At 70.7% G+C, this 21,745-nt stretch carries 20 protein-coding genes and 2 pseudogenes; 4 read left to right on the top strand and 18 right to left on the bottom strand.

Annotated features, from left to right (window positions below; all coding sequences use genetic code 11):
* Positions 1 to 38: 38 nt before the first annotated feature.
* The 8 genes from GLX30_RS06465 to GLX30_RS06500 all read right to left on the bottom strand — a co-directional run bounded on the left by GLX30_RS06465 (position 39) and on the right by GLX30_RS06500 (position 8,089).
* Positions 39 to 1,319 carry an aspartate aminotransferase family protein gene (locus GLX30_RS06465; protein ID WP_159684657.1) on the bottom strand — a complete coding sequence of 427 codons (1,281 nt, stop codon included), beginning with the start codon at positions 1,317 to 1,319 and terminating at the stop codon, positions 39 to 41.
* Complete coding sequence (locus tag GLX30_RS06470) at positions 1,316 to 2,158, bottom strand: nitrilase-related carbon-nitrogen hydrolase (protein WP_159684659.1); 843 nt, start codon at positions 2,156 to 2,158, stop codon at positions 1,316 to 1,318. The genes GLX30_RS06465 and GLX30_RS06470 overlap by 4 nt, the downstream gene beginning before the upstream one ends.
* A gap of 158 nt (positions 2,159 to 2,316) precedes the next feature.
* Entirely contained in the window at positions 2,317 to 3,630 is a 1,314-nt protein-coding gene (locus GLX30_RS06475) for a hypothetical protein (RefSeq protein ID WP_208545377.1), read from the bottom strand.
* 96 nt (positions 3,631 to 3,726) lie between these two features.
* On the bottom strand, positions 3,727 to 4,107 hold the full coding sequence (locus tag GLX30_RS06480) for a PPOX class F420-dependent oxidoreductase (RefSeq protein WP_159684661.1): 381 nt from the start codon (positions 4,105 to 4,107) through the stop codon (positions 3,727 to 3,729).
* 29 nt (positions 4,108 to 4,136) lie between these two features.
* Entirely contained in the window at positions 4,137 to 4,421 is a 285-nt protein-coding gene (locus tag GLX30_RS06485; RefSeq protein ID WP_159684663.1) for a helix-turn-helix transcriptional regulator, read from the bottom strand.
* Between the two features lie 211 nt (positions 4,422 to 4,632).
* Complete coding sequence (locus GLX30_RS06490) at positions 4,633 to 5,352, bottom strand: glycoside hydrolase family 75 protein (RefSeq protein WP_208545378.1); 720 nt, start codon at positions 5,350 to 5,352, stop codon at positions 4,633 to 4,635.
* Positions 5,353 to 5,450: 98 nt separating this feature from the next.
* Positions 5,451 to 7,262, bottom strand: a complete 1,812-nt coding sequence (ggt, locus tag GLX30_RS06495; protein ID WP_159684665.1) for a gamma-glutamyltransferase — start codon at positions 7,260 to 7,262, stop codon at positions 5,451 to 5,453.
* A gap of 83 nt (positions 7,263 to 7,345) precedes the next feature.
* On the bottom strand, positions 7,346 to 8,089 hold the full coding sequence (locus GLX30_RS06500) for a hypothetical protein (protein WP_159684667.1): 744 nt from the start codon (positions 8,087 to 8,089) through the stop codon (positions 7,346 to 7,348).
* 188 nt (positions 8,090 to 8,277) lie between these two features.
* Between GLX30_RS06500 and GLX30_RS06505 the strand changes: the two genes are divergently transcribed.
* The gene (locus GLX30_RS06505) at positions 8,278 to 9,888 is read left to right on the top strand and encodes a CocE/NonD family hydrolase (protein WP_159684669.1); all 1,611 of its coding nucleotides are present in this window, start codon (positions 8,278 to 8,280) and stop codon (positions 9,886 to 9,888) included.
* A gap of 227 nt (positions 9,889 to 10,115) precedes the next feature.
* Here the strand turns inward: GLX30_RS06505 and GLX30_RS06510 are convergent, their stop codons facing one another.
* From GLX30_RS06510 to pcaC, 5 genes are all read right to left on the bottom strand, one after another.
* A complete protein-coding gene (locus tag GLX30_RS06510) occupies positions 10,116 to 10,859 on the bottom strand; it encodes an amino acid ABC transporter ATP-binding protein (protein ID WP_159684671.1) in 744 nt (247 codons plus the stop codon).
* 115 nt (positions 10,860 to 10,974) lie between these two features.
* The gene (locus GLX30_RS06515; protein WP_159684673.1) at positions 10,975 to 11,421 is read right to left on the bottom strand and encodes a DUF6278 family protein; all 447 of its coding nucleotides are present in this window, start codon (positions 11,419 to 11,421) and stop codon (positions 10,975 to 10,977) included.
* A gap of 58 nt (positions 11,422 to 11,479) precedes the next feature.
* Positions 11,480 to 12,259: an exodeoxyribonuclease III gene (locus GLX30_RS06520; RefSeq protein ID WP_159684675.1), complete on the bottom strand. Its 780-nt coding sequence runs from the start codon at positions 12,257 to 12,259 to the stop codon at positions 11,480 to 11,482.
* A 54-nt stretch (positions 12,260 to 12,313) separates the two neighbouring features.
* Positions 12,314 to 12,946: an MBL fold metallo-hydrolase gene (locus tag GLX30_RS06525; RefSeq protein ID WP_159684677.1), complete on the bottom strand. Its 633-nt coding sequence runs from the start codon at positions 12,944 to 12,946 to the stop codon at positions 12,314 to 12,316.
* A gap of 12 nt (positions 12,947 to 12,958) precedes the next feature.
* On the bottom strand, positions 12,959 to 14,236 hold the full coding sequence (gene pcaC / locus GLX30_RS06530) for a 4-carboxymuconolactone decarboxylase (RefSeq protein WP_159684679.1): 1,278 nt from the start codon (positions 14,234 to 14,236) through the stop codon (positions 12,959 to 12,961).
* Between the two features lie 89 nt (positions 14,237 to 14,325).
* Between pcaC and GLX30_RS35060 the strand changes: the two are divergent.
* Positions 14,326 to 14,520 (top strand): annotated as a pseudogene (locus tag GLX30_RS35060) (transposase); the annotation flags it as partial.
* Here the strand turns inward: GLX30_RS35060 and GLX30_RS35065 are convergent.
* From GLX30_RS35065 to GLX30_RS06550, 4 genes are all read right to left on the bottom strand, one after another.
* A complete protein-coding gene (locus GLX30_RS35065; protein WP_244258031.1) occupies positions 14,458 to 14,763 on the bottom strand; it encodes a hypothetical protein in 306 nt (101 codons plus the stop codon). The pseudogene GLX30_RS35060 and the gene GLX30_RS35065 overlap by 63 nt on opposite strands.
* A gap of 141 nt (positions 14,764 to 14,904) precedes the next feature.
* On the bottom strand, positions 14,905 to 16,824 hold the full coding sequence (locus GLX30_RS06540) for an ABC transporter ATP-binding protein (protein ID WP_159684681.1): 1,920 nt from the start codon (positions 16,822 to 16,824) through the stop codon (positions 14,905 to 14,907).
* Positions 16,825 to 16,922: 98 nt separating this feature from the next.
* Entirely contained in the window at positions 16,923 to 17,126 is a 204-nt protein-coding gene (locus GLX30_RS06545) for a hypothetical protein (protein WP_159684683.1), read from the bottom strand.
* On the bottom strand, positions 17,123 to 17,851 hold the full coding sequence (locus GLX30_RS06550) for a type 1 glutamine amidotransferase (RefSeq protein WP_159684685.1): 729 nt from the start codon (positions 17,849 to 17,851) through the stop codon (positions 17,123 to 17,125). The genes GLX30_RS06545 and GLX30_RS06550 overlap by 4 nt, the downstream gene beginning before the upstream one ends.
* An 800-nt stretch (positions 17,852 to 18,651) precedes the next feature.
* Here GLX30_RS06550 and GLX30_RS35860 point away from each other — a divergent pair.
* Positions 18,652 to 18,810 (top strand): annotated as a pseudogene (locus GLX30_RS35860) (hypothetical protein); the annotation flags it as partial.
* 71 nt (positions 18,811 to 18,881) lie between these two features.
* Positions 18,882 to 20,609, top strand: coding sequence for a PQQ-dependent sugar dehydrogenase (locus GLX30_RS06555; protein ID WP_244258032.1), 1,728 nt, complete (start codon positions 18,882 to 18,884; stop codon positions 20,607 to 20,609).
* 238 nt (positions 20,610 to 20,847) lie between these two features.
* Here GLX30_RS06555 and GLX30_RS06560 read toward each other — a convergent pair whose 3' ends face one another.
* On the bottom strand, positions 20,848 to 21,603 hold the full coding sequence (locus tag GLX30_RS06560) for a hypothetical protein (protein ID WP_159684688.1): 756 nt from the start codon (positions 21,601 to 21,603) through the stop codon (positions 20,848 to 20,850).
* Between the last annotated feature and the right edge of the window lie 142 nt (positions 21,604 to 21,745).

Here is a 21,745-nt window from a genome sequence, read left to right on the forward strand (position 1 = left end):
GTCTCCTCGCGTGGGAAGTGACGGCGGTCGCGTGGCAACTACAGGCGGCGCAGCGCCCGTTCGAGGACCAGGGCGCCCTCTTCCGCTTCCGCGACGGTCAGGGAGAGCGGCGGCGCGATGCGCAGGACGCTGGTGTCGTGGCCGCCGCCCTTGCCGATCAGCAGCCCGCCCTCGCGGGCCGCCTCGAGGACGGTCGCCGCCGCCTGGGGGTCCGCCTCGTCGGTGCCCGGCCTGACCAGCTCGATGCCGATCATGAGTCCCCGGCCCCGTACCTCCCGCACCGCGGGCACGCCCGCCGCGATGCCGCGCAGCCGCTCGATCAGCAGCCCGCCGACCCGGCGGGCGTTGCCCTGGAGGTCGTGCTCCAGGAGGTACGAGAGGTTGGCCACGCCGGCGGCCATGGTGACGGGGCTGCCACCGAAGGTGGAGATGGAGTTCGCGTCGAGGCAGTTCATGATCCCGGCGCGGGCGACGACCCCGCCCACGGACATGCCGTTGCCGATGCCCTTGGCGAAGGTGAGGATGTCGGGCGGACCGCTTCGGCCGTGGGCCTGCCAGCCCCAGAAGTGCTCGCCGGTGCGGCCCCAGCCGGTCTGCACCTCGTCGGAGATCCACAGGATGCCGTGCCGGTCCAGGACCTCGCGGAAGGCGGCGTACAGACCGTCGGGCGGTGAGGTGAAGCCGCCGACGCCCTGCACCGGCTCCGCGATCAGCGCGGCCACGTCGTGGGTGTGTCCGAGGAGGTCCTCGAGGTCGGCGACGCAGGCCTCGATGAACTGCGCGTCGGAGAGTTGGGCGAAGGGGCCGCGGCTGCGGACGCCTCCGTGCACGTACAGCGTCTGGAGCGGCGAGAGGCTGGTCGGCGACCAGGCGTGGTTGCCGGTGACGGAGACCGCGGAGAACGACCGGCCGTGGTAGCTGTTGCGCATCGCCAGGATCTGGTTGGAGCGGCGGTGGCCGGTGGCCAGCAGCAGCGCGGTGTCGTTGGCCTCCGTGCCGGAGGTGGTGAAGAAGACGCGGGCGTCCGGGATGCCGGAGAGCGCGGCGATCCGTTCCGCGAGCTCCACCATGGGGCGGTTGAGGTAGAGGGTGGAGGAGTGGATGAGCCGTCCGGCCTGGTCGCTCACCGCCTTGGTGACCTCGGGCAGCGCGTGCGCGGTCATGGTGGTGAGGATGCCGCCGAAGAAGTCCAGGTAGCGGTTGCCGTCCGCGTCCCACACATGGCGTCCCTCGCCGTGGGTGATCTCGATCGGCTGCTTGTAGTAGAGCGCCACCCAGTCGGGGATGACGGCACGGTGCCGCTCGTAGAGGTCGGTCACGGCTGCACCAGCCCCTCGTAGGCGTCGGGCCGGCGGTCGCGGTAGAACGCCCACTGCTGTCGCACCGTCTCGATCAGGTCGAAGTCGAGGTCCCGTACGACGAGTTCCTCCTCCTTGTCGCTGGCGACGTCGCCGACGAACTGGCCGCGCGGGTCGACGAAGTAGCTGGTGCCGTAGAAGTCGTTGTCGCCGTACTCCTCGATGCCGACGCGGTTGATGGCGGCGACGTAGTACTCGTTGGCGACGGCGGCGGCGGGTTGCTCCAGCTGCCACAGGTAGGAGGACAGTCCGCGATGCGTAGCGGACGGGTTGTACACCAACTGGGCTCCGGCGAGACCCAGTTGCCGCCAGCCTTCCGGGAAGTGGCGGTCGTAGCAGATGTAGACGCCGACCTTGCCGACCGCGGTGTCGAACACGGGCCAGCCGGCGTTGCCGGGCCTGAAGTAGTACTTCTCCCAGAAGCCCTTGACCTGGGGGATGTGGTGCTTGCGGTACTTGCCCAGGTAGCTGCCGTCGGCGTCGATCACGGCGGCGGTGTTGTAGTAGAGGCCCGCGCCCTCGACCTCGAAGACCGGGACCACGATCACCATGCCGGTCTCGCGGGCGAGCTCCTGCATCCGCCGGACCGTCGGACCGTCCGGGACCGGCTCCGCCCAGCGGTAGTGCTCGGGGTCCTGGACCTGGCAGAAGTAAGGGGCGTTGAAGACCTCTTGGAAGCCGATGACCTTGGCGCCCTGCCGGGCCGCCTCCCGGGCGTGTTCCTCATGTTTGGCGATCATGGATTCGGTGTCGCCGGTCCAGGTGGCCTGGACGAGTGCGGCGCGTACGACAGTGGCCATGAGCTGCTCCTTCGACAGGACGTCCGAGAGCTTCTACGCACGTAGACACAGTGCGTAGGAGGAGAACGTAAGCCGCGTCACACTCGGGGGCAAGACCATCGTCGTGAACCCGCTGAGTCGATCTTGTTTCGTACCCGAGCGGTCGACATCGATCATTTTCAGCCGCGGAGGTGGCCGGCTACGCGCAGTGCATGGACGACGTCCCGCTCCCTGGCCGGCGAGACCCCCCGGGCGGCGTCGAGCAGCATCGGCACCAGCCGGCCCGGGTCCCGTGTAGCGCAGGCCGCGGCGTCCGCGGCGGTGCGGACCTGCACGAACGCGGCGAGCAGCGTACGGGCGCGGTGCGGCGTGCCCGCCTCCTCGAGCGTGAGGACGGCGTCCGCGATCTCGTCGGCGGAACGGAACACTCCCTGACGCAGCAGCTGCCCGCCGTCGTCGCCCCGGCCCGCCGCGACGAGCGCCTCCGCGGCGGCGGCGAGCCGTAAGGCCGGCTGTGACGCCACCTCCCAGAGCAGGGTGGCCCAGTCCGCCGCCGGCCCGGAGCGGTTCAGCTCGTCGGCGAGCGCCGGCAGCCAGGCCGCGGGCCGTGCGGCGGCCTCGCAGATCAGGGCGTGCGCCTCGCCGCCGCGACCCTCGGCGCGGAGCCGGCCGAGCGCGGCGACGGTGTCCCTGGCCGCGAGGTACGCGCCTTCCGGGACAGGCGGCGCCTCGGGGACGGCTTCGGCAGCGGCGCCGCCGTAGCGGGCCCCGCGCGGCACGTCGCCGGCGACCGGCAGCAGGGGCACGGCGACGGCGTCGTCCCCCGCGTCCTCCATGCCGGCGAACCGGGCCCCGCCGCGAGCACGGCGCTTCTTCCCCGCGCCGCGCCTTTTCCCGTCGCCCTGCGGTGCCTCGGGCGGCTGCGGCTCCCCGGACCGTGTCCCGGCGTCGGCGGACGCCGCGGGCCGGCGCGCCGGATCGTATGCGGACCCGTTACCGCGCGGGACGAAGTCGGCCAGGCGGGAGTCCAGTTCCGCGAGGCGGCGCACGGCCCTGGTGTGGTCGTCCCTGGTCCATGCCAGCTCATGGGTGAGGCGTTCCGCCTCCGCCGAGCCCTGCCCGCACCCGGGCAGCAGCCGGAGCAGCTCCTCGGCCCGGCCCTGTGCGCGCAGACGCTCGCGGCGCATGAACTCGACCCGTTCCTCCAGCCTTTCGTGACCGCCCGGCAGCCGGTCGTGCGCGGCGGCGGCCGCCGCGTGCAGCCCGGCCGCCCGCGCGGACTCCGCGGCGTGCTGCGCCGGCAGGTCGTACAGCAGGGACTCGACCACGTCCCAGGGCGGGATCTCACTGCCGTCCAGACAGGCCCGCATACCCTCCGGGTCACGCCGCAGGAAGATCGCGTACCAGCCCCCGGCCGGGTCGAGCCGCTCCACCAGCTCCCCGAGGTACCGCGCGAACGTCCCGATTTCCGCCGGGAGTTGATGCACCGTCATCGCCGCCCCTGCCACACTACCGAATGGAGCCCTCCGCTCCGAGGGCACCGCAGGCATTCGACCGCAGGGGTGTTACAGGGCTGCTACGGCGTCTTTTCAGAACGTGACCGCGATACCGGTGTGCGGGCGCTTGCCGAGTCGCACGATCATCGCCGGCCAGTCGACGGCCCAGAACTGCCAGGTGTACTTGCGTGACAGGAGCCGGCGGACCACGCCCAGTTCGGCTCCGTCCAGGAGCCGGGCGGTGCCCTCCGCGGTCGGGGCGCCCTCCTCGACCTTGCCCCGTACGTCGCAGACGGTGACGACGACCCGGCTGTCGTTCCGCAGGCGCTTGACCTTCCACGAGTCCGTGCGGGTCCAGAGGAACAGCTCACCGCCGTCCACCGCGAACCACACGGGTGTGGCCACTCCGGTCCCGTTCTTGCGGAACGTGGTGACACTGACGTACCTGGCGCTGGCGAACATCTCGGCACTCACGCCCGCGAGACTACGCCCCCACCGCGGGCTCACGCCGCCGGGACCGGCACGGGCGCCTGCACGGGCACGGGGGCCGGGGCGCAGTGGACGGCGAGGTCGTCCATGGACAGGCCGAGCGCCACGGCCAGCGCGGCGACGGTGAAGAACGCCGGCGTGGGGGCCCGCCCCGTCTCGATCTTGCGCAGTGTCTCCGGGGAGATGCCCGCGACGGCGGCCACCTCGACCATGCTGCGGTCGCCGCGCGCCTGCCGGAGCAGCCGGCCGAGCCGTTCGCCGCGTTCGCGCTCTTCGGCGGTGAGAGGGGTGCGCACCATGTCCCGCATTCTACTACCGGTATTAATATCCCGGTATTCACAAACGGTGTCGCATCGGGCGACGTGGCCGCCGGCTTCACCATGCACCGGGCGCGGCCGGAGGACGCGCGGCGAAACGCACGGCGGAGATTGCGCGGGAGGTCGCCGTCACGGCGGCCCGGATGCTCACAGCGCGGCAGGCCGCCGCGGAAGCCCTGTCCGCCGGGGCCCCTCAGTTTCCGCCGACGAACCGCCGGGCCAGCTCCTCGCCCAGTTTCTCCGCCGCGGCACGGCTCTCGATCGGCGACACCTTCGAGTCCTTGAAGACGATGTAGGTGACTCCGGAGGGAACGCCGCCCGTCGCCGGGTCCGGGTCGATCCCGAGCGCCTCCGCCGCCGCGTAGGACGCCTCCCCGATGATCCCGCTCGGCCCGGTGTCGCCGACCACGCCGTACACGACCTTGCCGTCGTGGACGATCGCGGCCGCGGAACCGCCTCGGATGCCCGACGCCCTGTAGTCCCAGACCGGGCTGGGGCCGGGCACGACGACGAACGGCAGCTCCGCCGCGTCGAGATACTCGCCGTCCGAACCGGTGAAGGCAGTGGCCGCCTGGAACGAGGGGTCGGTGCGGCTGTTGCACCGGGTGCTGGTCCGGCCGTCGCAGTCGATGTCCATGTCCGCCTGCCAGAAGACGGCACCGTTGTGCTCGCAGACGGGAATGTTCGCCGCCTTGCCCCGGTCGGTGCTGTAGTTGCCCTTGGAGATCTGGGTGCAGTGCTCCACCTCGGCCAGCAGCTCCGCCGCGTCGACACCCGCCGCGGGTGCCGTGCGGTAGTGGCCGGGCGCGGGCGGCGGCGGGACAGGGCCGGGCTGAGCTGCCGCCGGGAGCGCCGCCGTTCCGATCATGACCGAACCGACTGCCACGGCGAGAGCGGTGTTTCGAATGCGCACTGGGAGCCTTTCTGTTCGAAAGGCTCCCTACCCTTCCGTGCGCGAACAGCCACAGCCGCACCGCCGGACGGGTTACCCGCCCGGGCTCCCGGGGCAGGTCAGCGGGACGGGCGGACCACCATCGCGGAGCCGCCGCCGCGCCGTTGCTTCTCCGCCGCCGCGAGCCACCGGCCGTCCGGCAGCCGTTGGACGCCCGTGGCGGCACCGATCTCCTGGTTCAGCCGGAACTGGTGCCCGATCGCCTCGAGACGCTCCCTCAAGGGGCTGTTCCAAAGGGCCGGTTCCAGCTCGGTCGTCGGCTGGTTGCGTTGGCTGGCCCGGGGCGCGGCGATCGCGTCCACGAGCGGCAGTCCGCGGTCCAGGTGGCCCGTCAGGGTCTGAAGGACCGTCGTGATGATGGTCGCGCCGCCCGGTGAACCGAGCGCCAGCACGGGACGGCCGTGGTGGTCGAGCACGATCGTGGGCGAGATGGACGAACGCGGCCGCTTGCCGGGGCCGGGCAGGTTCGGGTCGTGGACCGCGGGGTCGGCCGGCCGGAAGGAGAAGTCGGTCAGCTCGTTGTTGAGCAGGAATCCGCGCCCGGGGACGGTGATGCCGCTGCCGCCGGTCTGCTCGATGGTGAGTGTGTAGGCGACGACGTTGCCCCACTTGTCGGCGGTCGTCAGGTGCGTGGTGTTCTCTCCCTCGTACGTCGTCGGCGCCGCCGCCCCCGCCGATCCGCAGCGCTCCGGCCGGCGCGGGTCGCCCGGCGCCAGCGGGCTGGTGAGCACCGCGTCGTCCTTGATCAGGCACTCCCGCGAGTCGGCGAAGCGCTGGGACAGCAGACCGGCCGTCGGAACGTCCTCGAACGCCGGGTCGCCGACCCACCGCCCCCGGTCCGCGAACACGATGCGGCTCGCCTCGATGAACCGGTGCAGATACCGCTCCTCGGAGACGTCCGACAGGTCGGTGCGCTCCAGGATGTTGAGCGCCTCGCCGACGCTGGTACCGCCGGAGGAGGACGGGGGCATGCCGTACACGTTGAGGCCCCGGTACGACACCTTCGCCGGTTCGCGGCGCACCGTCTCGTACGCGCGCAGGTCGCGCTTCGTCAGGTCCCCCGGCCGGACCACCCGGGTGGCGTCCTCGTCGACGGGCGGGGTGCGTACGGTGTCGACGATGTCCCTGGCGAGGGCGCCCTCGTAGAGCGTGCCGGCGCCCTTTCTGCCGAGTTCCTTGTAGGTGCGGGCCAGATCGGGGTTCCTGATGACCGATCCGACGACCGGGAGACGCCCGTCGGGCAGGAACAGCTCGGCGGAGGCCGGGAAGTCACGGAAGCGCGCCTCGTTGGCCGCGGTCTGCGAGCGGAAGGTGTCGTCGACGACGAACCCGCGCTCCGCCAGGCGCTCCGCGGGCTTCAGCAGCTCGCCCAGCGGACGGCTGCCCCACTCCTCGAGCGCGGTGTCCCAGGTGGCGGGGGTGCCGGGCGTGCCGACGGCGAGGCCGCTGGTCACGGCCTCCGCGAACGGTACGGGCGTGCCGTTCTCGAGGAAGAGGGAGGCGTCGGCCGAACGCGGGGCGGTCTCCCGGCCGTCGACGGTGTGCACGGTACGGGTCCTGGCGTCGTAATGGACGAAGTAGCCACCGCCGCCGATGCCGGCGGAGTACGGCTCCGTCACGCCGAGCGCCGCGGCGGTCGCCACCGCCGCGTCGACGGCGTTGCCGCCGTTGCGGAGCACCTCGATACCCGCCGCCGACGCGTCGGCGTCGACGCTCGCCACCGCCCCGCCGTGGCCGACGGCCACGGGGCTCTTGGCGGGTGGCGCCGCGGGAGGGGCGGTGCGGGACGTGGGCGGGGATGCGGCGCCGATCGAGACGACGGCCGCGGCAAGGGCCACGACCGACACTTTCCGTGCGGTGGAGCGACGCATTCGTACCTCCAGTCAGCCGGTGTCGGCGCAGCGTAACGGTTCCCGGGGCGGGAGTCCTGGGTGCCCTCCGGCGCGTCGCCGGCTCAGCCGGCCGCCCGGTGCGAGCTGCGCGCCTGCGGCACGGCGGTCCGGGCCGCCCTTGTCACATCGGCGACCATCTCGACCACATCGGGGCCGTACGCCTGGGAGTTGACCACTTTGAGCAGCAGGCAGAAGGAACCGTTGCCGTGCTTGCGGGCGAGCTTCTCGTGGTGCCGGGCAAGATAGCGGGTGGCCGCCTGGTTGGTGATGGCCCGCTGGCCGCAGAACAGGAACACGGGCCGGGCCTCCTCGCCTGCGGTCAGCCGCGCCAGCAGCACGTACTCGGCCGCGCCGGGCTCCATGCGGTAGCGCTCGGAGCCGATCTGGAACGCGCCCTGGTCCGGACCCGGTTCGGGGTCGGTGTTCACCTTCACCCCGGGCAGCATGGAGTGCAGGTGCGCTGCCATGCGACGGTTGGACACCGGCCCGCCCACGCAGAACTCGGTGCGCTCGCCGAAACCCTGCTGCGCGGTGTCGTGCCAGACGATCTGCGCGTTCGCCCCGCAGTCCTTGATGAGCGCGGACAGTTCCAGCAGCGCGAAGACGTCGAAGCGGTGCACCGAACCGTCGCGGCCCGCCTCGCGGTTGACGACGAGCAGGGACTCCGAGTTCCCGGGCAGGCCGAAGAAGCCCTGCTTGCGCCGCAGCCGGCGGCGCCAGAGGTAGGTGCGGGCGAGCCAGCCGATCGCGGCGCTGATTCCCGCGGCCACCACACCGAGCACGATGTTGCGTACGTCGTCAGTCATGGGCGCGCATGTTAGCGGTGCCGCAGACGCCTGTTCGAGCCGGTCCCCTGCGGCGACCGCCGCGCATCTCGCTGACACGACGTCCAATAATTGTTACGGTGGCGTAACTTACCGGGGAGTTACCTCAGGTAGCTCCCCGACCTTACCGTCGGGTCACTTCGTTGGGACAGATGAGTCAGGAGTGACCCGTGGGACTTCCTCGCAAGCCTCTGCGCACCACCGCCATCGGTACGGTCTCTGCCGCACTGCTCGCCGGTTCCGCCACCGCCGCGGCTCCCGCCGCCCTCCCGGCGTCCGCGCCGACCGCGACCCCGCAGAACAGCGCCGCCTCCGCCTCCCCCGACGTCCGCTTCGTCGACATCGAGGGCGACGGCGGGATCGTGCTGAAGGCCAACGTCGTCACCCCCGCCGGCGCCGACGGCGGGCGGACGTATCCCGTCGTCGTACTGCCCACCAGCTGGGCGATGCCGCAGATCGAGTACCTCGCCCAGGCGAAGAAGCTCGCCGACTCCGGCTACGTGGTCGTGAGTTACAACTCCCGCGGGTTCTGGCAGTCCGGCGGCGAGATCGAGACGGCCGGACCGCCCGACATCGCCGACGCGTCCAAGGTGATCGACTGGGCGCTGGCCAACACCCCCGCCGACCCGGACAAGGTGGGCATGGCGGGCGTCTCCTACGGCGCCGGCATCAGTCTCCTCGCCTCCGCGAAGGACAAGCGCATCAAGGCGGTTGCCGCGCTCAGCGGCTGGGCGGACCTCATCGCCTCCATCTACAGCGGCCGCACGCAGCATCTGCAGGCCGCGGCCCTCCTCAGCGGCGCCGGCCACCTCACGGGCCGCCCCAGCGCGGAGCTCCAGGAGATCATGAACGCCTTCCTGACCTCCGACCTCACCAAGGAGCAGGAGATGATCGAGTGGGGGCGCAAGCGCTCCCCCGCCACCTACCTCGACGAGATCAACGCCAACGGCGCCGCGGTCATGCTCGGCAACGCGTGGGGCGACTCGCTCTTCCCGCCCAACCAGTACGCCGACTTCTACGAGCGGCTCAGCGGCCCCAAGCGCCTGGAGTTCCGCCCCGGCGACCACGCCACCGCCGAAGGCACCGGCCTGCTCGGGCTCCCCAACGACACCTGGACCAGCGCCCACCGGTGGTTGGACCACCACCTCAAGGGCGTCGACAACGGCGTGGACCGTGAACAGCCCGTACGCATCCGGACGCGCACGGGCGGCGCCGTGGAGACGTACCCCGACTGGAAGTCGGTGGGCGCGGACCGTAGGAAGATCGCACTCAGCAAGGCGCAGAGCATCCGCACGGGCGTCGACTCCGGGGCGAACGGCGGGCTCATCTTCCTCTCCAGCATCCTCGACCAGTTCGCCCAGCTGCCGCCGATGGCGTCGATCCCGCTGCTGCCGCGCTCCTTCGCAGCGGTGTGGCAGTCCGAGCGGTACTGGACGGAGCAACGGGTGCGCGGCACCGCGAAGCTGCACACCACGGTCACGAGCACCAAGGGGAGCGGCACCCTCGTCGCGTACCTCTACGACGTGGGCCCGCTCGGCCTCGGCAAGCTGGTCGCAAGCGCGCCCTACACGTTCCACGGCAGGACACCGGGTCAGCCGTTCGCCGTCGACCTGGAGTTGTGCTCCACCGCCTACGACGTACCGGCCGGCCACCGTCTCGCCGTGGTCGTCGACACCGTCGACCCGCTCTACATCGAGCACAACCCGACCGGCGCGCAGCTGACCTTCTCCTCGCCCGCGGCCGACCCGTCGTACCTCTCGGTCCCGCTGCGCCAGAAGTGATCACCGGCCGCTGCCGGCTTGGCCCCTCACTCAAGCAGGGGCCGAGTGGTGCTCCATGTGCCACTGCGCCGGCCCGCTCGTGCCCGCCAGGGGGCTCGGGAAGCATTCGGCAGCGGCGTTCCCGGCCGAGCCCACCCGCACGCGGCATCTCCTGGCGCCGTGCGGGCGGGTCCGGACCCGGTGTTCCCTGTGTTCCGTGAACGGCCCCATCGGTGCGGGCGGCCCCATCAGTGCTTGAGGATCTTGGAGAGGAAGTCCTTGGCACGGTCGGTCTCCGGACGCGTGAAGAAATCGTCCGGGGAGCGGTCCTCGAGGATGCGGCCGTCGGCCATGAAGACGACGCGGTTCGCGGCGGAGCGGGCGAAGCCCATCTCGTGGGTGACGACGACCATGGTCATCCCCTCGGCGGCGAGCTGCTGCATCACCTCCAGCACCTCGTTGATCATCTCGGGGTCGAGGGCCGAGGTCGGTTCGTCGAAGAGCATGACCTTGGGGTCCATGGCGAGCGCCCGGGCGATCGCCACGCGCTGCTGCTGGCCGCCGGAGAGCTGGGCCGGGTACTTGTCCGCCTGGTCGGCGAGCCCGACCCGCTCGAGCAGTTCACGGGAGCGACGGTCCGCCTCGTCCCTCTTGCGGCCACGGGCCTTGACCGGCCCGAGCGAGACGTTGGCCAGCACGGTCTTGTGCGCGAAGAGGTTGAACGACTGGAAGACCATGCCGACGTCCGCCCGGAGCTTCGCGAGCTCGCGGCCCTCAGCCGGGAGGGGTTGTCCATCGATCAGGATGTCGCCCGATTCGACGGTCTCCAGTCGGTTGATGACCCGGCACAGCGTCGACTTCCCCGAGCCCGACGGACCGATGACCACCACCACCTCCCCGCGACCGACGGTGAGGTGGATGTCCTGGAGTACGTGCAACTGCCCGAAGTGCTTGTTGACCTCGCGCAGCTCGATCAACGGATCGACGGCCATACGCTGCTCTACCCACTCTCAGCTGTGTGTCGTGGCCAGCGCAAACTAACCGGCCCGCCAAAGGGGTTCACCTCCGACACGCACAGGCGGATCAAAAGCCGTACTAATACGGAATCTAGGCCTCCGACGCCTCCGCGTACACCTGTGAAAGCTCGGGAGCCCCGTTGAACGCCCACTCCACACCGGCCTCGACCACACCGATCTCCCGTCCGGAGGCGAGCCGCACCACCGGATGGCCGCCGGGCCAGATGTGCCAGGCCGCTCCGCGCACGGTGCGCACGATCACCGTGCCGAGGTAGAGACCCGCGTCGTTCCCCAGCCAGGGAAGCTCCTCCGGATCGTCGCGCCAGCGCGGCGGAAGCTGGTCCAGCGCGGTCAAGGACCCCGGGGAGTCGTCCAGTTCGAGTCCGGCCTGAGCAGCTCTGGAACGCAGCAGTTCGCACTCCGACAGCAGCTCGGTAATGGCCGCCGCGCGCTCCGGGTCGTGCCCGGCGGCGGCCGCATCGCCCTTGTCACGTTCGCCGTGGCGTCCCAGCCAGTGATCCAAGAAGGGGATGTTCATACTGCAAAGCCTCGCATCCCTGCACCCGAACGCACCACAGGGCGCGCGTCGACCAACGTCAGATGTCGAGATCGACAACAACCGGTGCGTGGTCGGAGGCACCCTTGCCCTTGCGCTCCTCGCGGTCGACGAAGCTGTCCTTGACCGCCGTGGTGAAGGGTTCGTTGCCGTAGACCAGGTCGATACGCATACCGCGGTTCTTGGGGAAGCAGAGCTGGCGGTAGTCCCAGTACGTGAACGGGTGCTCGTACTTCAGCGGGCGCGGCACCACATCGGCCAGTCCGCGGTTGCGCAGTGCCTCGAGGGCAGCTCGCTCGGGCGGCGTCACATGCGTCATGCCCTCGAAGAAGGACGGGTCCCACACGTCGTCGTCGGTCGGGGCGATGTTGAAGTCGCCGAGGACGGCGAACGGACGACCGGCGGCGGCGTCCTCGGTCACCGCGACGGACAAGGCCTCCAGCCAGCGCAGCTTGTAGCCGTAGTGGTCATGGGCGACCTCACGGCCGTTGGGCACATAGACCGACCAGACGCGGGCGGAGCCGCAGGTCGCGGAGATCGCCCTCGGCTCCTGCACGCCCTCGTAGTCCGGGGCGCCGGGCAGCCCGCGCACGACGTCGTCGAGGCCCACCCGGGAGATCACCGCCACGCCGTTCCACCTGCCGGACGCGTTGACCGCGGACTCGTAGCCGAGCTCACGCAGCTCCGCGGCAGGGAACTGCTCCTCGGTGCACTTGGTCTCCTGGAGGCACAGCACATCCGTGCCGCTGCTCTCCAGCCAGGCCAGCAGCCGGGGCAGCCGGGCGGTGATCGAGTTGACGTTCCACGTGGCGATACGCATGACCCAAAGCCTAACGGCGGGGTGTGACAGTCGTCCGGCCCCGCCGCGGGACCCTCACAGCTCCATCGTCTGTCCGGCGGCCAGGCGCCCGTGCCCGGCGCCGCCGAGCCCGCCGATCTGCCGGTCGTAGATGGGCCGGGCGAGGTCCGTGAGCAGGGCGTCGTGGACATCGACGGCCCGGCGCGGCGCCACCTCGCGGACGTAGTCGATGACCTCGGAGATCTTGTTCCACGGGGCGTGCACCGGCAGCATCAGCGTGTCCACCGGCCGGTCGGGGACGGTGAGCGCGTCGCCGGGGTGGAAGACGGAGCCGTCCACCAGGTAGCCGACATTGGTGATCCGCGGGATGTCCGGATGGATCACCGCGTGCAGCTCACCGTGCACCTGGACGTCGAAGCCCGCCGCGGTGAACGTGTCGCCGTGCCCGACGGTGCTCACACGCCCGGGAAACGCGGCGGACAGCCGCTCGGCGACACTGCGCAGGGTCCACAGCCGGGCGGACGGGTTCGCCTCGAGCGCCGCCCGCAGTCTGCCCTCGTCGAAGTGGTCGGGGTGCTCGTGCGTGACGAGCAGGACGTCGGCCCCCACTGCGGCGTCCTGCTCGCTGAAGCCACCGGGGTCGATGACCAGACGCCGCCCGTCCTTCTCGAGCTGGACGCAGGCGTGGATGCGCTTGGTGAGCCTCATGCCACCATCCTGCTACGCCCGGGGCGTCGTCTCCTCCTGTATCACCGCCTGCGCCACCCGGAAAGCGGAGTTCGCCGCGGGGACGCCGCAGTAGACGGCCGTGTGGATCAGGATCTCCCTGATCTCCGAAGGGGTCAGTCCGTTGCGCAGCGCGGCCCTGGTGTGCGAGGCCAGCTCGTCCAGATGTCCCCCGGCGACCAGCGCGGTCAGCGTCACACAGCTGCGCATGCGCCTGTCCAGGCCCTCACGGGTCCACACCTCGCCCCAGGCGAAGCGGGTGATCAGCTCCTGGAAGTCGCCGGTGAAGTCGTCACCGTCGGCCAGCACGTCGTCGACGTGCGCGTCGCCGAGCACCTCACGGCGCACCTTCATCCCCGCCTGGTACGGATCGGCCCGGCCAGGCCCGGTGGCCTGCGGCTGCTCCGTGGCGGCGGGCGCGATCTCGGCGACCGGCGCGACGGGCGGCGAGGTCACGGGAGCCGACGGGGCCGGGAAGGCGGCGAGCGTGTCGTGCCAGGCGGTGGCGAAGTGGTGGGCGAGCAGATCCGTGACGGCGGCGGGCTGCTCGACCGGGGCCAGGTGGGAGGCGCCGGGGACGAGCGCGAGCCGGGCGTCCGGTATCCCGGCGACCAGGGTGCGTGCCTCCGCGGGTCCGGTGACCTGGTCCTCGGAGCCGACCACGACGAGAGTGGGGACCTGGATACGGCCGAGGCCGGCGCGCACGTCGAACGCGGCGAGCGCCTCGCAGGCGGCGATGTAGCAGCCGGGGTCGGTGGTGCGGACCATCTGGACGGCCCACTCGACGATTGCCGGCTGGGCGGCGGCGAACGCCGGGGTGAACCAACGCTCCGGCGCGCTGCGGGCGATCGGGTCGAGCCCGTTGGTGCGGACGACGACACCACGCTGGCGGAACTCGTCCGCGGTGCCGAACCGGGGGGACGCCGCGACGAGCGCCAGCGTCGCCACGCGCTGCGGGTGGCGCAGCGCCAGCTCGATGCCCACCGCGCCGCCGATCGAGCAGCCGGCGTAGCCGAACCTCTGCACGCCGAGCTGGTCCAGAGTGCCGAGCAGCCGCTCCGCGAGGTCGCCGACGGACGCGGCGGGGTACGCGGGCGCGCCGCCGTGGCCGGGCAGGTCGTACCGGATCACTCGCCACCGCTCGGAGAGCTCGGCGATCTGCCGGTCCCACATGTGCCAGGTGGTACCGAGGGAGGGTCCCAGGACCAGGATCGGTGCGTCTTCGGGCCCGTCGACGCGGTATTGCAGGGTGTTCGGTGGTGTCTCGCTCACCCGTCAGACCCTCTCATCTCTCACGGACGCCCCTATGACCGGGGTTCTGTGGATACCGTCCCGACCAGGTCGAAGACCTCTCGGGCGACATGTCGCTCGAGGCATCGGATGATCTCACGTCGGGTCCATCCGAGAGCTACCGCGGCGAGGGCGAGACGGACGCCAAGGACGCTGCCGTCATCGCCGACCAGATCCGCGTCCGCCGCGACCTGCACCTCTTATTACACGCCGGCGACGACACCGTCACCGACCTCAAGATCCTCACCGGCCGGCGCATGGACCTGGCCGCCGACCGCACCCGCACCGTCAACCGTCTCCGAGCCCAGCTCACCGGCGTTCTCCCGGGCTTGGAAGGGGCGTCGGATCTGACCAACACCGGCCCGCTCACCTTGCTGACCGGCTACCAGGCCCCAGCCACCGTCCGCCGAATCGGCGCCAAGCGGCTGGAGACCTGGCTGCGCAGCCGCCATGCCGTCCGCCCCGACCGACTGGCCGAGGCCGCCGTGCAGGCCGCCGAACGGCAGCACACCAGCATGCCCGGACAGAAGCCGGCACCCGGCTGGTGCGCACGCCGGCGAAGGAGGTGCCGGCGCTCAACCAGCAGGTCGGTGAACACCTCGCTCAGCGTGACGCCGCCTGCGGTCGAGGATGTCCGGAAGCCGTCTCGGTCAGGTGGACCCGGTGCTCGTACGCGCGTGCGACGACGTCCTGTGGTGTGCGTCCGGCACCGGGTCGGCCGGTCCGGGCAGCCCGTTGGGACCGGCTCCTGGGACCGGGCGTCCGGGGGCCGAGTCGGTGGTCTCACCGAGGAAGCCGCCCGACTGGTGCTGCCACAGCTTGGCGTAGGCACCGTTCGCCGCGAGCAGTTCCTCGTGGGTGCCCTGCTCGACGACGCTGCCGCGGTCGAGGACGACGAGACGGTCCATGCCGGCGACGGTGCTCAGACGGTGGGCGACCACGAGAGCCGTACGGCCGTCCATCAACCGCCACAGGGCGTCCTGGACGAGGAGCTCGCTCTCCGAGTCCAGCGCGCTGGTCGCCTCGTCGAGCAGCAGGACCGGGGCGTCGCGCAGGATGGCCCTCGCGAGGGCGACGCGCTGGCGCTGGCCGCCGGAGAGTTTGACTCCCCGCTCCCCCACCAGGGTGGCGAAGCCGTCGGGGAGTTGGTCGGCGAACTCCGTGACGTGCGCGGCCGCGGCGGCCGCGTGGATCTCGTCGTCGCCGGCACCGGGCCGGGCGAAGGCGATGTTGTCCCGCAGGCTGCGGTGGAACATGGCGGGTTCCTGCGGGACGTAGGCGATCAGTGAGCGCAGGTCGGTCTGGCGCAGCCGGCTGATGTCGTGACCACCGATCAGGACACGTCCGGCGTCGATGTCCGACATCCGCAGCAGGAGCCGGGTGAGTGTGGTCTTGCCGCCGCCGGACCTGCCGACCAGACCGATCCTTGCGCCTGCGGGCACATCCAGGTCAAGGCCTTGGAAGATCGGCTTCGCACCCGCGTGGGCGAAGGTCACCGCCTCGAAGCGGATGCCCGTGTCCTGCGGTGCGAGCGGTTCGGGTTCCGTCGGGTCGAGCACGGTGGGCGGATCCAGCAGCAGCTCCGTGAACTGCGCGGCCTCGGTCATCGAGCTTTCCAGACGCCGGTAGATCTGGTTGAACTCGAACATGATCTGGGTCGCGTTGGAGTAGTAGGTGAAAGCGACGACGACCTCCTCCACTCCCTGGCCCGGGCCACCGAAGGCGATGACGACCAACAGGCCCAGCACATTGGTCAGCACGGACATGGGGGCGATCAGGGTGTCGACGCGAAGATTGCCGTAGTCCCACGACTTCAGCGTCAGGCGCCGGGAGTCCGCGACACGGCTGCGGTGTTCGTCGGCCTCCCGCCGCTCGGCCGCGAACGCCCGGATGGTCTCCATGTTCGAGAGGCTGTCGGCGACATGGCCGGACACCCGGGCGATCGCCGCCTCACGGTCGTTGACGAGCCTCTGCCGGCGACGGATCAGTGGTGTCGCGGCCACCACGGTCAGCACGATCATCACAAGAAGGCCGGCGACGAGCATCGGTTCGTAGCTCCACAGCACCACGGCACCGAACAGCAGGGGGACGAGACTGCCCACGATCCGGTACGTCACCGTGTCGACGAAGTCCTCGAAGCGCTTGCCGAAGCTCAGCACCCGTTTGGTCAGGGAGCCGGCGAAGTTGTCGTGGAAGAATGCCGCGTCCTTCGCGAGGAGTTCGTCCATGCCGCTCACGTACAGGTGCTCCATGCCGAGGGCGTCCACGCGGTTCAGGCAGTGCTGCCCGACCCGCCACACGGCCTCGGCGAGCAGCAGCGTCACGCCGAAGCCCAGCACGTACGGCAGCGCCGAGCTGAGGGTGAGCCCGCCGTCGTCGGCAGCCTGTCCTGCCAGTTTGGCGATCAGCAGGGGGGCGACGTAGCGGATGCCGATGTTGCCCACGGCCGGCAGCAGCAGCGCGGGCAGGGCCAGTCGTCGTAGGCGCAGCAGTTCCCGGCCGTAGCGGCGCAATGCCAGAACGACCGCGCTCCTGCCCGGCGTCGGCCCTCGCGTATCTGTTGTCCCCATCACACTCCCGGAGGTTCGGAAGTCGGAAGTGTCCCGTCGGGGACGGTTCTCGGTCCAGGCATTTACCGCGGACCGGCGAGAACCGGACACCGCTGCGTTCAGCGTACGCAGCGGACGTATCCGGCGGTGTGCCTGCGGTTGTTGGGGTCGCCGTCGTCGTAGTTGCGGGACTTCTCGGACCTCCTGACGTCGGCGTGACCCGCCCCACCGGCCAGGACGCGCTCCGCGACACCGCTGCCCGAGAGCCGGCCGAGCACGAGGCGCCGAGCCGCCTCATCCGCGCCGGCCCCGTAGCCGGTCACGGCAGCCTCGCGCACACCTGAGCGAACCGCCGTGTGAACACCGACCACCCCGCCACCGCCGCACCCTCGTCGGCCACGGCCTGGGCGTGCAGCCGGTCCCTGTCGAAGCCCTGCCGGGCCAGCCCCTCCCGGTCCCAACCGGTGATCCGCTCGGCCTCCGCCTCCGGATGGAACTGCACACCCCAGGCTCGCGCGCCGACCCGGAACGCCTGGTGAGGACAGGCCTCGCTGGAGGCCAACCACACCGCTTCCGGCGGGAGTTCGGTGATCGCGTCGACGTGCCGCTCGATCGCGGGAACCGCCGGGCCTAGCCCGTACAGCAGCGGATCGTCGGCGGCTTCGGGGCGCAGCCGGATCTGTGTGCTGCCGAACTCGGGCCGGCCGTGACGCGCCCGCACTACGCCGCCCGCGACGTGTGCGAGCAACTGGCCCCCGAGGCAGATGCCGAGGACGGGCGTGCCCTCGTCCAGCGCTTGGGCGACGAGGCGTCGGGTTGCCGGGAGCCAGGGCGCGCGCTCGTCGTCGTCCGGCAGGAAGCCGCCGCCGAGCACGAGGAGCGGCCTGCCGTCGAGCGTCCGGGGCAGTGCCTCACCCTCGTAGGGACGCAGCACGTGGAGGCGGATTCCCGCCTCGCGCAGCCAGGCCCCGACCCGGCCGGGACCGCCGCTCCTGGTGTTCTGTACGACCACGGCAGTCGGTCGGCCCGGTGCGTGCGAGGGCGTCATCGTCTCAGCTCCCCTGCTCGGCATCTGCGATCGCTGCGTCGATCTCTACGTCGATCAAGGCAGCAGATCAGGGCGGGACACACCACGTCAACGGTCCGTCGGCCGCCGTACTCGGAGGGGCCACGTCCCACCTGCAGCCCCGGTGACACGCTCCACGGGCCGACCGGCCACCACCGAGCGCTGCCTGCCCTCGCGCCTCGGGGTGCTCACCGTCGATGACGGCCGCGTCGTGACGATGCAGGCCGCCGGCGACCCTGCGGCGGTGCGCACGGAGGCGGCCGGACTTCGAGGTTCGCGGCGGCGGAACCGGTCGGGTACGAGCTCAACCGGACCACTGTGAGAGCCCCTTTCAGACGTGCCGGACCCACCGTCCCCCAACTCACCTTGCTGCAGCCGAGAACCCCTCCCGGGGAGGGGCAGCAAGGGCCGACCATCCTCATATAAAGGCAAATTCAGGGAAGTTGCGCTCGACCCATCCTTAGTTCTTCCAACAGAAAGCAATCTTTGTCCTTGACGAGGCAAAAGCCGGACCCTAGCGTCTGCTCCGGTTTTCAACAGTGCACGGGCGACAACCCCCTTGCACTGCGCGCGGCATGTCCCATGTCTCGCGGCAGCCGTCCAGGACCAAGGAGTTCTGAGTGCGCAAGAGAAGGATCGCCACCCTCATGGGAGCAGGGGCGCTCGCCCTGACAGTCGGGTTCCAGCCCACGGCCAACGGCCAGACCGTGCAGGCGGATTCGGACCCGCCGGTCACCTCCGCCTTCCAGAAGGTCACTCTCAACGACCGCCCGGGCGAGCCCATGGCCCTCGCCGTCCTGCCCGACCTGCGCGTGTTGCACACCGCTCGCACGGGCGAGGTCCGGATCCACGATCCGAAGAGCGGAGTGAATTTCCTCGCCGCCGACCTGAAGAAGAGCCCTTCGGGTCTCTACCAGCATGACGAGGAGGGCGTGCAGGGCATCGCGGTCGACCCCGACTTCAGCAAGAACAAGTGGGTCTACCTCTACTACTCGCCCCGCCTGGACACCCCATGGACGACCCGGCCACCCCGGGCGTCAACGAGGGTGACGCGCCGCAGGCGGGCACGGCCGAGGACTTCGCCGAGTACAAAGGCTTCACACGCCTCTCCCGCTTCAAGCTCAAGGGGAACCAGCTCGACTTCACCAGCGAGCAGAAGATCCTCGACGTCCCCGCGGACCGCGGCACCTGCTGCCATGTCGGCGGCAAGATCGACTTCGACCACAGGGGCAACCTGTTCCTGTCGACCGGCGACGACACCAACCCGTTCTCCTCCGACGGCTACAGCCCCATCGACGACAGCCCCCGCCGCAACCCGGCCTACGACGCCCGCCGCACCTCGGGCAACAGCAACGACCTGCGCGGCAAGGTCCTGCGCATCAAGGTGAAGAAGAACGGGGGCTACACCGTCCCGGACGGGAACCTCTTCGAGCCGGGCACGCCGAAGACCCGTCCCGAGATCTACGCCATGGGTCTGCGCAACCCGTTCCGCTTCGCCGTCGACGACAGGACCGGCGAGGTCTACCTCGGCGACTACTCGCCCGACGCCGGCAAGGCGGATCCCGACCGCGGGCCTTCCGGGCAGGGCCGCTGGATGGTCATCGACCGTCCGGCGAACTACGGCTGGCCGTTCTGCGTCACGCAGGACATGCCTTACCAGGACTACGACTTCGCCACGAAGAAGTCCGCCGGCCCGTTCGACTGCGCCAAGCCGGTCAACGACTCGGCCCACAACACAGGCCTTCGCGAGCTGCCGCCGGTGACCGACGCGGAGATCGTGTACGGCTACGGCGCCTCCGAGGAGTTCCCGGAGCTCGGCACGGGTGGCATCGGCCCGATGGGCGGTCCGGCTTACCGCTACGACCGCCGGAATACCGCGGAGAACCGCTGGCCCGCCCACTTCGACGGCAAGCCTCTCTTCTACGAGTGGACCCGGGACCAGATGAAGGCCATCACTCTCGGCAGGAAGAACCAGGTCGAGAAGATCGAGGACGCGATCCCGTCGATAGCCACCGACGGCCCGATCGATGCCGAGTTCGGCCCGGACGGCGCGCTCTACGTCCTCGAGTACGGCACCGGCTACTTCGCCGAACTCCCCGAGGCCCAGCTCGCCCGCATCGACTACACCAGGGGCAACCGGACCCCGGAGCCCAAGGTCGCCGCCGACGTGACCAACGGCACCAACCCGCTGACCGTCCAGTTCTCCAGCGCCGGCACCACGGACGCCGATGGTGACGCCCTCAGCTACGCGTGGGACTTCGACGCCGACGGCACCGTGGACTCCACCGAGCCGGACCCGAAGCACACGTTCACCAGGAACGCCGTCTTCGACGCCACGCTGAAGATCACCGACAGCACAGGCCGCTCGGCCGCGGCCTCGGTGCCCGTGGTCGTGGGCAACAAGGCGCCGATCGTCTCCCTGACGACCGACCCTGCGCCGCACGGCGGCACGGCGTTCCACTGGGGTGACACGGTCACGTGGAAGGTCAATGTGACGGACGATCAGCCTGTGGACTGCTCAAAGGTGACCGTCTCGTTCATCCTCGGTCACGACAGTCACGGACATCCGCTCTCCACCAGCAACGGCTGCAGCGGATCGTTCGAGACCTTCGTGGACGGCGGACACGCTGGTGCCGACAACCTGAAGGCCGTGTTCAACGCCTCCTACACGGACGCGCCCCCGAACGGCCTGCCCGCCCTCTCGAGCAGCGCCGAGGTAGCGCTGACACCGGCCGACTGACAACGGACACGACGATGTCGGGGCGCCGCCCGCCGGGCGGCGCCCCGACCGCGGGCCGCGGGGAACGGCCGAGATGTCTGCGGCAGCTCGGTCCCTACGGCTTCACGGGAAAGGCCCTCAGCCTGTTTCAGCAGGTCGGGTCCGGCTCAGTCCGTGGACAGCTCCGAGCCCGGGGAACAGAACCGGATGCTCGCCGCCGCGCCGCGAGTACCCCCGAGCCGGGCAGCCGGCCGCCGTCTCAGCCCGGCCCGGCACCCGCCAGGGCGGTGAGGACGCGGCGGGTCTTCGTCTCGGGCTGCTCGGAGAGGGTCAACCCGCGACTCCGCACCGCGTCTTCCAGCTTTCGCTGCTTGCGCTCGGCCCGCGCAGCGAACTCCTCGGCGTTCTCCTCGTTCTTGGGCTTCACCCGGATCGAGCTCTCGAGGAAGTGCAGACCCTCGACCGACCACGCCTCCAGGTCCACCTCCAGATCGTCGAGCGGTACGTCGTCGGCCTTCGTCGAACGGACCGGCCCCAGGGCGACCAGCCCGTCGAGCCGGGCGGCGGGCGCGCAGGCGTGCAGGAACTGGTCCTGCACCGGATCGATCGACGCTACGGGATCGGCCCCGGGCTCCACCGCGTCCGACAGCGCCCCCGGCGGGTGATCATGCGTCAGAGAAGCGGCCGGCATACGACGGCTCCCCGACCAGTCCTCCGTGATCTTGTAGGCGAACGGCTCGGCGTCGAACGGGACGGAGAACCGGCCGACCAGCTGCTCCAAGGTGCACGGACGCAGCTTGACGGTCAGGTCGTCCCGGCCGGCGCCGAGCCTGAACCGCACGATCACGCCGCTGTCCAGGAGCGGCACCCGGCCCTCGGCGACGCCGTCCTGGTCCTCGGCGAACCAGATACGACGCGTCGCCATCCTGCCGTGCGCCCCACCGAGGGCCGACAGCGCCGCTGCCACGTCGCCCTCGATATTGACCTTGATCTCGACCGGCAACAGGTGCCTCATCGCTCCTGCCCTCTTCCTGGAGGTTGTCGCGGACGTCCCGCAGGTACTGCTGGACGAAGGCGTTGCACACGCTCTGCTGGTCCTGCTCCTCCTCCGGCTCCGCGTCGGCCCCGTCCATGTACTCCCCGCACGTGCCGGGGCC

It is taken from the genome of Streptomyces sp. Tu 2975 (assembly GCF_009832925.1).
Classification (GTDB): Bacteria; Actinomycetota; Actinomycetes; order Streptomycetales; family Streptomycetaceae; genus Streptomyces.

Coding starts and splice junctions, on each gene's coding strand:
- GLX30_RS06470 (WP_159684659.1), bottom strand. CDS start 2,158: ATGGCCACTGTCGTACGCGCCGCACTCGTCCAGGCCACCTGGACCGGC.
- GLX30_RS06475 (WP_208545377.1), bottom strand. CDS start 3,630: ATGACGGTGCATCAACTCCCGGCGGAAATCGGGACGTTCGCGCGGTAC.
- GLX30_RS06485 (WP_159684663.1), bottom strand. CDS start 4,421: ATGGTGCGCACCCCTCTCACCGCCGAAGAGCGCGAACGCGGCGAACGG.
- ggt (WP_159684665.1), bottom strand. CDS start 7,262: ATGCGTCGCTCCACCGCACGGAAAGTGTCGGTCGTGGCCCTTGCCGCG.
- GLX30_RS06500 (WP_159684667.1), bottom strand. CDS start 8,089: ATGACTGACGACGTACGCAACATCGTGCTCGGTGTGGTGGCCGCGGGA.
- GLX30_RS06510 (WP_159684671.1), bottom strand. CDS start 10,859: ATGGCCGTCGATCCGTTGATCGAGCTGCGCGAGGTCAACAAGCACTTC.
- GLX30_RS06515 (WP_159684673.1), bottom strand. CDS start 11,421: ATGAACATCCCCTTCTTGGATCACTGGCTGGGACGCCACGGCGAACGT.
- GLX30_RS06520 (WP_159684675.1), bottom strand. CDS start 12,259: ATGCGTATCGCCACGTGGAACGTCAACTCGATCACCGCCCGGCTGCCC.
- GLX30_RS06525 (WP_159684677.1), bottom strand. CDS start 12,946: ATGAGGCTCACCAAGCGCATCCACGCCTGCGTCCAGCTCGAGAAGGAC.
- GLX30_RS06540 (WP_159684681.1), bottom strand. CDS start 16,824: ATGGGGACAACAGATACGCGAGGGCCGACGCCGGGCAGGAGCGCGGTC.
- GLX30_RS06550 (WP_159684685.1), bottom strand. CDS start 17,851: ATGACGCCCTCGCACGCACCGGGCCGACCGACTGCCGTGGTCGTACAG.
- GLX30_RS06555 (WP_244258032.1), top strand. CDS start 18,882: ATGGACGACCCGGCCACCCCGGGCGTCAACGAGGGTGACGCGCCGCAG.
- GLX30_RS06560 (WP_159684688.1), bottom strand. CDS start 21,603: ATGAGGCACCTGTTGCCGGTCGAGATCAAGGTCAATATCGAGGGCGAC.